This is a genomic window from Pseudomonas alloputida (genome assembly GCF_021283545.2).
GTDB classification, from domain to species: Bacteria; Pseudomonadota; Gammaproteobacteria; order Pseudomonadales; family Pseudomonadaceae; genus Aquipseudomonas; species Aquipseudomonas alloputida.
The window spans coordinates 3454644-3467317 of record NZ_CP128540.1 but is presented as its reverse complement, the minus strand read 5'-3'; the positions used below and the strand labels follow the sequence as shown (position 1 = coordinate 3467317).

Here is a 12674-nt window from a genome sequence, read left to right as displayed (position 1 = left end):
ATCGCTTGGGTGCGGTTATCTTGCTCTCGATTGAGGGCTTTCCACCAGCATCTATTGTTTGCAGCGACGCATGAGCAATCCGAGCACATGCAATGATCCGAACTGCAAAAACTCAACGGAGCCTTCGCCGCCGCCTCGATCGCGTCGAGGTCCAACTCAATTGTTTCGGGCATGACGATTCCTTGGCCGCTCCTGCGACCGACCTGTGCTTTAATGGGCGATTGTTGAAATGGATTTTTCTAGCGAGGGATAACGCTTATGTTTGCTGTCGGAATTGCGCTTCTTGCCGTTGGATTAGGCACTTCAAATCCTGGGCTCTGGATACCGGGCGCCGCGCTCATGGCTGCCCGCATCGTGAAACGAGCACGCAGCTGACCCCTTGGCCGCCCCGTTACAAAAGGACCGCGCGCGTCCATTCGTTTACCGACCGCCCCTTTGCCAGGGGCGGAGGCGGCTCGCGCACAGCACAGTACAGTGCTTTAGTCGTCGTAGTGGTAGCGGCATTGCAGAACGGTGAGCATACCGGCCTCGAAGAAGTAGACCAGGCGGTGCTCACGGGTGATGCGGCGGGACCACAAGCCAGATAAATCGCCTTTCAGCGGCTCAGGCTTGCCAATACCCGTGAAGGGGGTGCGTAGGCACACGTCAATTAGGCGGTTGATGTTGCCGAGGATGGTGAGGTCGGCATTCTGCCAGTGACAGTAATCCTCCCAGCCCTCCTTGGTGAACTTCACGCTTACCTTGTCGCGGGCTTCATTCTTGTTCCGCTGCTTCTGGTTCTTGCTCATTGAGGTCCAGTTCCTTCGTCAAGGCCTGGCCGTCCCGGAGCTGAGCGATGGATGAGCGCAAGCGCGAAGCGTTTTTGGACGATCCCAACAGGTGAATGGTCTCGTTCATCCCGTTGTAGTCCTCCAGAGACATCATCACTACGGGTTCGCCACGCTGTCGCGTGATTACGGCGGGCTCATGGTCCCGGCAAACATCATCCATTGTCTGCTTCAGTTCGGCGCGAGCCTGGCTAAAAGTCAGTACGTGCATTTGTCCATCCTCCAGGCTCTGCCCGGGTAAGGGTTGCTCTTTGGACCGCCACAGGTGACGCCCAAAGTTCTAAGAAAGTGAAGCCTGTCGACCCGCACGGCGGCTCCGTATTGACTCACCGTGTTCTCTCAGCTGGATCAGAATCGTCATTCCAGTAGCCACAGACCACAGGTGTCCAGATGGATCCAACCGTCGCTGGCAACCGCAACCATTGTACCTAACGTTGTACAAGGCAGTAAACCGACTTTCGGATTAGGGCGCTTATGCCGTACGGCCTTCAGCTAGCGCCGCCTGATACCCCAGTGCCCGAACAAATCTGCAGCCAGGCGGTATAGAGCACTCAGTCGGCGAAAGTGGGTACTTCCCATTCCGATTTTGAGCGTTCCGAAAGGATGCTCAACAGTCTGGCGGCGCACCTTCATCTTCCCCGGATCATGCTCCAGTCGAATGAAGGGGGCTGGTGGTGCGATCACGGCTGTTAAACGAAAAGCAGCTGTAAAAAAATGTAACACACACCTTAAGCAGTGGATTCATTGGAACAGCGATGTATTCTGTCTCTCCAGTCAAGAATATGAGTTCTAGGTCCGTTCCATGCGTAATCGCGGCAAAATCTATTGGGAATGGGCCAATTCTGCGTTGCATTCCCGCAACTACGATGAGCGCCTTCCCTGCGGCACTTTAATCAACATCCAAGCCCGACTCTCACTTGAAAACGTCACTCAACTTTTCCTGGGTATCTACGGGAAAAAAGGCGTGCTCTTGCTCGAAGAGGTACACCCTGACTGCCGTGGACAGAAACTGTCCGCGGCGATGGCCTGGGCGCTCGAGCGTGCTCACGACTGGGTCGCCAAGGCGTTTCCTGTGCCCAAAGCACCAGGGCCTGAACCACTCCCGCGCAGAGGCTCGCGTCTTCACGGATAACGATGCAGGGAAAACGGAACGCTCGTCAGATCGCTTGAGTCGTATCTCCATCAAAAGCGCATTGAGGCGCCCAGTTGGAGAAAGTGATGAGCCTTCAGTCCACCAGTCATGACCTTTACGTGCATTCCTACCTTGGTTACCAGGCATCGATTTACGTGCTGTGGGAGTCGAGCGTCGAATTTCCCACGGGGATGTTGGTCGAGGTAGGGAAGCCGGGTGCAACGGCGCGAACCCTGCGTGTGAGTCGACCATTCTCCTCTTCGACAGAAGCCATTCTCGAAGGGAAGGTTATGGCTGAACAGTACGTGGAAAGTCAGAAAAGCGGAGCTTGTGCTGCCAGGTGAGTTCGCCGAGGTCTGATCGGACCCACCGCAACCACGGGCAGGTCGACCACCTGCGAATCTGTGCAGCCGCTTCACTGAAGCGGCTCTATCAGCTCAGCGCCTTGATTGCGAACATTGGCAATGGCTGTGCTCACTCGATACCACTCGAAGGCCTCGGCTGGCTCGCCCAGGTTGAGCGCCATCTGCTCGGCTTGTTCGCCCGGCGTCGCGGGTTGCATCCACTCACGCGCAAGGTCTGGGGCCAAAACCACTGGCCTGCGGTCGTGCACATCTACCATTCCGCCCTGGGCATCGGCCGTAATGATGACGAACCCGTCATGCTCGCTGCCAGCGAACTGGCCGATGCTGGCGCAAAGGGAAGGGCGCCCGTCCCGGCGTCGGATGTAGTACGGCTGTTTCTTCGGTCCGCCTTCATCGACCCATTCATACCAGCCGTCGATCGGCGTTATGCCTCGGTGCGGCCAGATCGCCCGGAAGAAGGGGCCGTGTGCCACCTTTTCGACCCTGGCGTTGATCGGCGCGGCACGGTCGGTCGCCCAATGCGGTCGCCAGCCCCATCTCACCAGGTCCGCCCGCGGGCCTGCTTCATCCACCCGCAAGAGTGCCACCGGCGTGGTCGGCGCGACGTTGTACCGGCCAAGTGGCTGGTCGCCGACGTTGTTCTGCCAGGCCTCTGGCAGGCTCAGGGTTTCGACAAAGTCGTGTATGCCTCGGTACTGACTCAACCTTCCACACATGCGCGGCCCTCCTGCCAGAGCAAGCATAGCGCTTGGGTGAATTGACGGTGTGGAGGGGGCGACGGCGTGCCGTACGCGCAGTCCTGGCAGTGCAGGGCTGAATGAACGCCCCACCACCATTCAGCACGGCGCCAAGTCTGATCTTCCAGGCGTTATAGGCTCGTTCGAGGGGACCCGAACGAAAATGCAGTACTTACCACCCTCCATCGATTCAAAGGCCACCAGCTTTTCCACCAGCGCGGCGCTTAAAACCTTGCCGGCGTTAAGCAGCAACATGCCGTTGTCGGCGTTCAGGTTGCGCGCAAGCACCATTCCCGGCGCCAGGTCACGGGTGGTACACACCTGGACTTCAGGGTCCACCAGGGTGAGATCGCTGTGGAACGAGGCGCAAACCTGGACGAAGTCCTCAAGGAGTGCTGGGTCATACAACCGGCCGGCGTACTTGCGCAGGTAGAGCAAGGCCTCGTCACTGTTCATCTGCCGTTCAAGAATCAAACCCCGTTGCAGCTCAACGAAGTCCACGGCCAGCTTGAGCAAGCGAGCGCCGAACGGGATAGCTTCACCCTTGAGCCGGTCGGGGAAACCGCTGCCGTCCCAGTGCTCCTGGTGATGCAGGATCAGGCGCGCGGCATCTTTCATGGGCTCAAGGGTCATCAGCAGCGCTTCACTTTGGCGTGGGTAGTCGCGATAGCGGTCGCGGTCGCTGTGCATCAACTGGTCCGAAGGGGCAACGATCATGCTATCCGGCCAACTCAATTTGCCTATGTTGTACAGCGCCGCAGCCATGGCCAGATCGCGGCTGATCGCCTCGTCCAAGGCGTGGACCCTACAGTAGCAACGCACCAGTTCGATGATCTGTCGATTGGTCTGCTTGGCTGGAGGCAGCCGCAGATTAGCCAACATCGAGAACACCTCGGTCCCGGTCACATAGCTGTGTTTCAGCTCTTCGTAGGCCAGATCGAGCATGTCAGCGGTCTGCTGCAGCTCCGCGGTACGGGCTGCAACGCGTTTCTCCAAGTCGTTATTGAGCAGTCTCAACTGGGCGTTCTGCCGACGTGCCAGCAGCTCCAGGCGTTGGCGCTCGCGTTCGGAATGCTGGTGCTCCAGGGCCTGGCGCAAGGTCATTAGCAATTCGTCGTCGTTCCAGGGCTTACTGATGTAACGGTGGATCTGACCGTCATTGACGGCCTTGATGATTGCGCTTGGGTCGGCATAGCCGGTCAGCAAGATCCTGACGGTCGATGGGTGATGCTGATTGATCTGTGCCAGCAAGGTGGCCCCGTCCATACCAGGCATGCGCGCATCGCTCATCACCAGATCAACCGGGCCCTCGGCCATCTGCGCCAGTGCCTGTTCGCCGCTGGTCGCCAGCTTCACGTCATAGGGTTGGCCACGCAATAGCCGACGCAGACTGCTAAGGATCGACTCCTCGTCGTCCACTAGCAACACGGTCGGCCGATAGGGTGGGTTCGGGTTCGGTTGCACTTCCATGGCAGGCCTCACGCGGTCGATCGATGGAGGCACTCGAGCTCAACGAGCGCTTAGGTCAAAGGCTAGATCATTTTTCCGCGACAGGTGTCGGAGCAAGGCGTGGCGGGTGGCAGGCAAATTGTCTGGAAGGCATCTAACCTGACGGCATGGCACCACCTTTCTGTATATCCGTAAGCCCAGGGAAAAGGATTCTCCCGGATGTTCGCGCAGACAACCTGTCGTTTTCGTTCCGTTCTTCACCCGCAGCGCTTGCGACGTTGCCTGAGCCTGTGGGTGCTACTCGTTCTGAGTGTGGACAGCGGGGCCGAGCTGCTGGACGAGCCGCTCAAGCCACTGCCTCCGATTCCCGCTCTGGCACCCGGGCGTGTCGAGCTGGGCCGCCAGTTGTTCAACGATCCGCGGTTGTCGCACAACGGCACACTGTCCTGCGCCAGTTGTCACCGTCTGGACACGTACGGGGTCGATGGCCGGGCGTTCTCCATGGGTGCAGATGGCCTGCCACTTGCGCTCAATACGCCAACGGTACTCAATGCCAGCCTTAATTTCCGGCAGTTCTGGGATGGCCGGGTCGAGTCACTCGAGGAGCAGGGGGATGCCGTGATCACCAGCGCTCACGAGATGGGCGGAGACTGGCGCGTGATCGAGCAGCGCATCGCCGCAGACGTGCGTTACCGCCAGGCGTTCGAGGATGCCTACCCGGACGCGGTGACAAAGGACAACATCCTCAGCGCGTTGGCCGATTACCAAAGGACGCTTCTTACCCCTGGCGCACGTTTCGATCGTTACCTGCAGGGCGATACCGAGGCGCTTACCCTGGAGGAAAAATACGGCTATCAGCGCTTCAAGGACTACGGCTGCATCGCCTGCCACCAAGGGGTGAATATTGGGGGCAACATGTTCCAGAAATTTGGCGTGTTCGGCGACTACATCGCTGACCGCGGCAACCCCACCGAGGCGGATCAGGGCCGCTTCAACGTGACCGCAGAGGAGGCCGACCGGGGTGTGTTCAAAGTGCCGAGCCTGCGCAATGTGGCGATGACCGCGCCCTATTTCCACGATGGCTCGGCGCCTACGCTGGAGCGTGCGATCGACGTGATGTTCCAGTATCAGCTTGGACGAATCCCAAGCGATGAGGACCGCAGGCTCATCATGCTGTTCCTCAAAACCCTTACTGCTGAAAAGGCGGGTCAGCCATGAGGGTGATTTCCCGGCGTACAAGCCTGATTCTATTCAGTGGGTTGGTCTTTGTACTGGCGTCGATGCTGCTGTACTTGTACCTGAATTCCGGGTCAGAGCAGACCCAGACCTACAACGAATCCCGAGATCTCATTCGTCAGCTCAAGCAACAGGATGCTGTATGGGAAAACGAGGTGCTCAAGGCCCGGGTAGCCGTCTCCCATAACTACGATCCACTTGTGATCCCTCTCAAGGAGATGAAGCGGCTATGGGCACGATTCGACCGCCGGGAAGCCGAGCAAGGGCGCGATGAATCAGACCAGTGGCGCGATGCCCATGACGGTTTTCTTTCTGCGTTCGGGGAAAAGGCTCGGCTCGTGGAGCAATTCAAGTCGCACAATGCCTTGCTGCGAAATTCGTTGGCATTTCTACCCACCGCCGAGGACGGTATTCAGGCCCAGATCAACACCATGCTGGCCCCGAATCGGCAGGAGGTACACGTATTCGTCACGGACACCTATGACCTCTTGCTAAGTGCCCTGGAGTTCGCGCAGGTGACCTCTGTGGAAAGGGCTGCCGAGATAGAGGTGGGGTTAGGCAACTTGGCTGTTAACACGGAGAACCTGCCCAAAGAATTCCAGACGCCCCTCAATCTGTTGAGCAATCACGTGGCGTTGATCCTGCGCGAGCAACCTGTCGTCAACCGCCTGCTCGAACAGATCGAGGCGATTCCGGTTGCCGAGCGCCTGGATACGATCACCAGCCTTTTGGACAGGGATCAACAGCAGGTTGAAAAGATCAACCGTAAAAACCATCTCTACACGTTATGGCTATCAGGCTTGCTGATGTTCTCGGTCATTTGCCTGGCTGCGCTGCTGGTGCGCAGCTTCGCCGAGGTGAGACGGGTCAACAACGCATTGCAAAGCGCCAATGACGTCCTGGAACAGCGGGTCGAGGAGCGCACCCTGGCGCTCCGGAACGCTCAGAGCGAGCTGTTCAACGCCGCGCGCCAGGCAGGTATGGCGGAGATCGCCACCAATGTGTTGCACAACGTGGGCAACGTGCTCAACAGTGTGAACACATCCTCTGATCTCATCGCTCGAACGTTGCGCAGCAGCAAAACCCAGGGTTTGGGCAAGGCCATGCAACTGTTCCGCGAGCATGCCACTGACATCGGTCGGTTTCTCGACGAGGATCCCCGAGGCCGGTTGCTTCCCGGCTACCTCAACCAGCTGACCGAGGCGATCGCCGATGAGCAGAAGGAGATGGCGATCGAGCTGGAACGAATGAACAAGAGCATCGACCACATCAAGGAAGTGGTGGCCACCCAGCAATCCTATGCCGGCGCTAAAAATGTGCCAGAGCCGCTGTCGGTCAACGACCTGGTCGAGGACGCGCTGCGCATGAACGCAGGCGCGTTGACCCGGCATCAAGTGAGGGTAGTGCGCGACTTCGCAGATCTGCCTCTGGTGATGGGCGACCGGCATCGGCTGTTGCTGATTCTGATCAACCTGATCAGCAACGCCAAGTACGCCATGTCCGGCCCCGGCAGCGACCCGCGGACGATGATCCTCAGGACGCGCATCGTTGAGGGGGGCTTGCTGGAAATGAGCGTGCTGGACGAGGGCGAAGGCATTGCCCCTGAAAACCTGCAGAAGATCTTTGCCCATGGCTTCACCACGCGCAAGGACGGGCATGGCTTCGGCTTGCACAGTTGCGCCCTGGCCGCCATCGAGATGAATGGTCACCTGACCGCACACAGCGACGGCCCTGGCTTGGGTGCTGTCTTTACCCTGAGGATCCCGCTGATCGCGGTGACGGAGCCTGCATGAGTGACATGATCAATCGCCGGATCCTGCTGATCGATGACATGCCGACTATCCACGAGGACTTTCGCAAGATCCTTGCCCCGGCCAGATCGCAGAACTCTGAGCTGGACGAGATGGAAGGGTTGTTGTTCGGCGAGCAGGTCAAGAACGAACGACCGGTATTCGAACTCGATTCAGCCTATGGCGGTGAGGAAGGTCTCGGCCTGCTGAAGCGTGCGCTGCAGGCCAGCAAGCCCTACGCGTTAGCCTTTGTCGACATGCGAATGCCAGGTGGATGGGATGGCGCTCAGACCATTGAGCACCTGTGGGAAGAGGACCCGCTGTTGCAGGTAGTCGTCTGCACTGCCTACTCGGACTATTCCTGGGATGAGTTGCTCGACCGGCTGCAGGCCCACGATCGCTTGCTGATCCTGAAAAAACCGTTCGACAACATCGAGGTCCAGCAAATGGCCAGCACCTTGCTGACCAAGTGGGAAATGACCCAACGAGCCTCGCTGAAAATGCACCAGCTCGAACAGCGGGTAGAGCGGCGTACCCAGCAACTGACCCAGGCCAGCGAGGCGCTGCAGCAGGAGATCGAGGAGCGCAAGCAGCTGGAAAGCCAACTGGTGCAATCGGAGAAGCTCGCCTCGTTGGGGCAGATGGCCGCCGGCGTGGCGCACGAGATCAACAATCCGATCGGTTTCGTGTCCTCCAACCTGGGCACTCTGGGAGGGTACTTCCAGCAACTGGTAGCGATGCTCGACGCCTATCGCGAGGCCGAACTGATGCTCGGCGCAAACGAAACCACTGGGCGCTTGCAAAGGCTTCGTGAGCAGACGGAACTGGAGTTCCTCATGGAAGACATCCCGATCCTCATCAAGGAGTCCAAGGACGGAATCGGTCGAGTGGCGCATATCGTCAAGGACCTCAAAGACTTCTCGCGCGTTGATAGCGCTCAGCAGTGGCAATTAGCCGATTTGCAGCAGGGCATTGACTCCACGCTTAACATCGTCGCGAGCGAGCTGAAACATAAAGCCGACCTGGTAAAACGGTACCAGCCGTTACCCCCTGTCGAATGCCTGCCGTCGCAGATCAACCAAGTGATAATGAACCTGGTGCTCAACGCCGCCCAAGCCATGGGCCCCGAGCGGGGCACCATCACATTGGGCACTGCTCATCAAGGCGCCTGGGTGTGCATCGAAGTTGCAGATACAGGCGCGGGGATAGCACCGGAGAACATCAAGAAAATCTTCGATCCTTTTTTCACCACCAAGCCCGTCGGCCAAGGTACCGGGCTAGGCCTGTCCCTTTCCTATGGCATTGTAAAGAAACACGGTGGGGAGATAACCGTATCAAGCCAGGTCGGAGTGGGAACAACGTTTCGTGTACAACTGCCGGTAAAGCAGAGCGCAACGCTGTGATGGCGCACGCGTTCTACCGCTGGCTGGCATGAAGTGCACGGCCCTGACGAGTGGAGGGCTCGCTTGGGTCGGCTTGCGCACTGATTCAAAGAACCCTGCATTGTGCTATGGGGGAGCGGCACAGTCTGTGATAATGGGCAATGACAAGGGCCCTATCATGCTGACTATCTCCAATAACGTGCATCTGCCAGATGCCGAAATCGAACTCACATACATCCGCGCGCAAGGCGCGGGTGGGCAGAATGTCAACAAAGTGTCCAGCGCGGTACACCTACGCTTCGACATCCCGGCCTCATCGTTGCCCGAGTTTTACAAGGCGCGGCTGCTGGCGCTGCGTGACAGTCGCATCACCGGCGACGGCGTGTTGATCATCAAGGGCCAGCAGTACCGCACCCAGGAGCAGAACCGTGTTGACGCATTGGCGCGTCTTGCCGAGTTGATCATCACCGCAGGCAAGACTGAAAAGAAACGCCGCCCCACCAAGCCGACCCTCGGCTCGAAGACCCGCCGCCTCGAAGGAAAAGCCAGGCGGAGCACTGTCAAGGCGGGGCGGGGGAAGGTGGAGTTCTAGTGTCTGTATGAACAGCGTTGAGACGAAGTTCAGGCAAGGCGAAAACAGCCGAGGAAGCGGAGTTTACGGGTTGTATTTGAGCATTCCGAGGCTGTTTTCAACGCGGCCTTACCGAGTATCAAGGTATTTCATACAGCGCCAAGAAGGAGATATACCCAATGTCGTCGAGCTGACGGTAGATCTTTGCCGCTGATTTTTAATTTTGGTTTGAACTTGAACTGCGTTAGGATTCTCTAAACAGCATCCACGTATTCAGGAGTATGCACATGTCGCGTTTGGCAGAGTTTAGACAGCTTGAACAGAAGTTGGCGGCCCAGTTGGCCGAATTGGAAGCCATGAAAAGCAGCGGTGAGCTTCAGAAAGAGATCGAGTTCGAGACCAAGTTGCGTGACCTGCTAAGCAAATACGGTTACAGCCTGCGCGATATCATCAACATCCTGGATCCTCAGGCCAGTCGCCGTTCCGCAGCTCCTGCGGCTACAGAGAAAGCCCCACGCCGTGCCCGGCAAGTGAAGCAGTACAAGAACCCGCATAATGGAGAGGTCATCGAGACCAAGGGTGGCAACCACAAGCTGCTCAAGGAATGGAAAGCCCAGTACGGGGCAGAAGAAGTGGAATCCTGGGTGTCCTGATTTGTGCTGATGTCGCCCTCATTGCGCTATCTGAAACGCCTTGTTCTTTTTCGAGGAAGCGACAGCGTCGCCTCCTCGAAACAGGGCGTTCATCGTGGGTGGGCGGAATGAGCTGACGTGGTTAAACAGGAAGTTTCGCCACTAAGCGCTCAGTGTCCGTTTCAATACTTCGTAAATTTTGGCATCAGCCGATTGGGCGACATTGAAACGGAGGAAATCACCCGCAGCCATCGACTGGCTGAACGCATTTCCGGGCGCCAGTACTACACCTTCATTCAAGCAAGCCCGAGCCAGCGTTGCTGCATCCTTGCCTTGAGGAAGTTGGCACCAGACGTACATGCCTGACTGGGGCGTTATCCAGGGCTTGATACCAATGGCTTGAAGCCTCGCCACCGTTCTGTCCATAGCCTCTGCCAGCCTGAGGCGAACACTTTCCATGTGTTTCCGGTACCCGCTATCGGTAATCGCCAGATGGATGATGTCCGCGGCCAGGCGGCCACCCCCGAATGTGGTCGCAATCTTGAGATCGACCAGGCTCTCGATCCAGTCACTGCGAGCCGCGATGTAGCCGCATCGAATCGAAGCGGAGATGGTCTTGGAAAAGCTACCGATCTGGATGACACGAGAAAGGCCATCGAAGGCAGACAGCCGTGGCGCTGGCGCATTCTCGAAATCCCCGAAAATGTCGTCCTCTACAATCACCAGGCTGGAGTTGTCGGCCAGCTTCAGCAACCTGTGTGCCGTGACCGGAGACAGGGTAGCGCCGGTCGGGTTGTGGATACCTGAATTGGTTATGTACAACCGGGGAGAATGCGCGAGCAGGGCAGCGCCAAAAGCATCGATGTCCGGGCCCGTCGCGGTGTAGGGAACGCCTACGATGTTCACCCTGTGCGCTTTCAGCAATGCGTGAAAATTGAAATAGCAGGGGTCGTCGACCAGCACAGTGTCCCCCGGCTCCAGCAGAAAACGGCAGATCAGGTCGATGGCGTGGGTGCCGGACTCAGTGAGCATGATCTGTTCAAGAGGGGCTTCGATCCCGATGCCTGTCAGCTTCCGTGACAAGAATTGCCTGAGCGGCAGATGCCCAAGTGGTGAGGCGTACTCCGTCAGTTTCGACGTGTCGGAACGGGCAACGGTGCGAAGTGCTTTGCGCAAGCCGGCTTCGAACATCCAGGAGGCAGGTAGCCACCCGCACCCTGGTTTCAATGCATCGCTAGCGGTGTCAAGAGACTGGCGCGAGATCCACAGCGGGTCCACTTCACGATCAAGCCTTGGGCCGAGTTCGGTGAGTACCAAGGGCGCCACTGGCCCGGCTACGTAAAAGCCGGAGCCAGGACGAGAATTGAGTACACCCTCTGCCATCAACCTTTCATAGGCCTCAAGCACCGTAGAAACCGACACCTGCATGGTCTGAGCCATCGCACGCACCGAGGGAATTCTCGCGCCAGGTGTGTAGGTTCGAGAGGCTATCCGCGACTGGATTTCACCCATGACAGTTCGAATTCGCGTTCCGTCCCGTTTCATCGCACCCTCAACTGTGCTGGAGTCATATGCATAACAGTTTGGTTTAAGTGTATTGGATTGTACATGGCCTGGGTGAGCCTGTCGGTGATGTACTGAGCCTTGGCTTATCGAGGACTTACCGATGGAAAAATCAGCAACCGGGTGGATCAACGGTTTCATAGGCGTCGCCATTTTTGCGGGTTCGTTGCCGGCAACCCGAGTGGCAGTGGCCGACTTCGAACCGACGTTCCTCACCTGTGCCCGGGCAACAATTGCCGCCATGCTGGGCGCACTTTTTCTGATCGTGCTACGCCAGCCTCGACCCAAACGGCGGGATTTGTCGCCTTTGGCTGTAACTGCGCTCGGCGTTGTTATCGGTTTCCCGCTACTGACAGCATTTGCCCTTCAGCACATAAGCTCTGCTCACTCCATTGTTTTTGTCGGGCTCCTGCCATTGTGTACCGCAGGATTTGCGGTTCTGCGGGGCGGTGAACGACCTCGGCCATTGTTCTGGCTGTTCTCGTTGACAGGTGCCGGGTTGGTCGCTGGCTATGCGTTGATGAATGGAGGCGAGGCGTCGGCGGTGGGCGATCTGCTGATGTTGGCTGCGGTTGTGGTCTGTGGGTTGGGCTATGCCGAAGGAGCGCGCCTCTCGCGGACATTGGGTGGTTGGCAGGTGATCAGCTGGGCGTTGCTGGTAGCGTTGCCGTTCATGCTGCTGCTGACGGTGGTCAATCTTCCAGCCCCTGATGACTTTGCCAGGGTAAGTGCCCCTGCGTGGTTCAGCTTTGGCTACGTTTCACTGTTCAGCATGCTGATCGGGTTTGTGTTCTGGTACCGAGGGCTCGTCCAGGGGGGGATTGCGGCAGTGGGCCAATTGCAACTCTTTCAGCCGTTCATGGGGCTTGGGCTGGCAGCGTTGCTTCTGCACGAGCATGTCAGCTGGACGATGCTGCTCGTGACGCTGGGTGCTGTCATCTGTGTTTACGGGGCCAGGAAATATGCCTAAGCACAGCGACGTGCCCAGTC

The 12674-nt window shown here is 58.1% G+C and carries 13 protein-coding genes; 8 read left to right on the top strand and 5 right to left on the bottom strand.

What is annotated here, in order from left to right:
* Nucleotides 1-479: 479 nt before the first annotated feature.
* Complete coding sequence (locus LU682_RS15950) at nucleotides 480-788, bottom strand: Txe/YoeB family addiction module toxin (RefSeq protein ID WP_049586152.1); 309 nt, start codon at nucleotides 786-788, stop codon at nucleotides 480-482.
* Entirely contained in the window at nucleotides 754-1038 is a 285-nt protein-coding gene (locus tag LU682_RS15945; protein ID WP_010953840.1) for a type II toxin-antitoxin system Phd/YefM family antitoxin, read from the bottom strand. The genes LU682_RS15950 and LU682_RS15945 overlap by 35 nt, the downstream gene beginning before the upstream one ends.
* A gap of 591 nt (nucleotides 1039-1629) precedes the next feature.
* Here LU682_RS15945 and LU682_RS15935 point away from each other — a divergent pair.
* Nucleotides 1630-1959 (top strand): hypothetical protein, encoded by a 330-nt coding sequence (locus LU682_RS15935; RefSeq protein ID WP_061405633.1) that lies wholly within the window; start codon nucleotides 1630-1632, stop codon nucleotides 1957-1959.
* Nucleotides 1960-2045: 86 nt separating this feature from the next.
* Complete coding sequence (locus tag LU682_RS15930) at nucleotides 2046-2303, top strand: hypothetical protein (RefSeq protein WP_020189883.1); 258 nt, start codon at nucleotides 2046-2048, stop codon at nucleotides 2301-2303.
* A gap of 71 nt (nucleotides 2304-2374) precedes the next feature.
* Here the strand turns inward: LU682_RS15930 and LU682_RS15925 are convergent, their stop codons facing one another.
* Both LU682_RS15925 and nosR read right to left on the bottom strand, forming a co-directional pair.
* Complete coding sequence (locus LU682_RS15925) at nucleotides 2375-3040, bottom strand: SOS response-associated peptidase (RefSeq protein WP_049586149.1); 666 nt, start codon at nucleotides 3038-3040, stop codon at nucleotides 2375-2377.
* A 120-nt stretch (nucleotides 3041-3160) separates the two neighbouring features.
* Nucleotides 3161-4531: a response regulator c-di-GMP phosphodiesterase, NosR family gene (gene nosR, locus LU682_RS15920; protein WP_010953842.1), complete on the bottom strand. Its 1371-nt coding sequence runs from the start codon at nucleotides 4529-4531 to the stop codon at nucleotides 3161-3163.
* A gap of 198 nt (nucleotides 4532-4729) precedes the next feature.
* Here nosR and LU682_RS15915 point away from each other — a divergent pair, with 198 nt between their 5' ends.
* The 5 genes from LU682_RS15915 to LU682_RS15895 all read left to right on the top strand — a co-directional run bounded on the left by LU682_RS15915 (nucleotide 4730) and on the right by LU682_RS15895 (nucleotide 10142).
* On the top strand, nucleotides 4730-5728 hold the full coding sequence (locus LU682_RS15915) for a cytochrome-c peroxidase (RefSeq protein WP_010953843.1): 999 nt from the start codon (nucleotides 4730-4732) through the stop codon (nucleotides 5726-5728).
* Entirely contained in the window at nucleotides 5725-7539 is a 1815-nt protein-coding gene (locus LU682_RS15910) for a DAHL domain-containing protein (RefSeq protein WP_010953844.1), read from the top strand. Before LU682_RS15915 ends, LU682_RS15910 begins: the two co-directional genes overlap by 4 nt.
* Nucleotides 7536-8939, top strand: coding sequence for an ATP-binding protein (locus LU682_RS15905; protein WP_049586148.1), 1404 nt, complete (start codon nucleotides 7536-7538; stop codon nucleotides 8937-8939). Before LU682_RS15910 ends, LU682_RS15905 begins: the two co-directional genes overlap by 4 nt.
* A gap of 157 nt (nucleotides 8940-9096) precedes the next feature.
* Nucleotides 9097-9510, top strand: a complete 414-nt coding sequence (gene arfB / locus LU682_RS15900; protein ID WP_010953846.1) for an alternative ribosome rescue aminoacyl-tRNA hydrolase ArfB — start codon at nucleotides 9097-9099, stop codon at nucleotides 9508-9510.
* Between the two features lie 266 nt (nucleotides 9511-9776).
* Nucleotides 9777-10142, top strand: coding sequence for a histone-like nucleoid-structuring protein, MvaT/MvaU family (locus LU682_RS15895; RefSeq protein ID WP_014591145.1), 366 nt, complete (start codon nucleotides 9777-9779; stop codon nucleotides 10140-10142).
* Between the two features lie 141 nt (nucleotides 10143-10283).
* On the opposite strand, the gene LU682_RS15890 is transcribed toward LU682_RS15895, so the two are convergent.
* Entirely contained in the window at nucleotides 10284-11666 is a 1383-nt protein-coding gene (locus LU682_RS15890; protein WP_010953848.1) for an aminotransferase-like domain-containing protein, read from the bottom strand.
* 121 nt (nucleotides 11667-11787) lie between these two features.
* Here LU682_RS15890 and LU682_RS15885 point away from each other — a divergent pair, with 121 nt between their 5' ends.
* Nucleotides 11788-12654, top strand: a complete 867-nt coding sequence (locus LU682_RS15885) for a DMT family transporter (protein ID WP_010953849.1) — start codon at nucleotides 11788-11790, stop codon at nucleotides 12652-12654.
* Nucleotides 12655-12674: the final 20 nt, after the last annotated feature.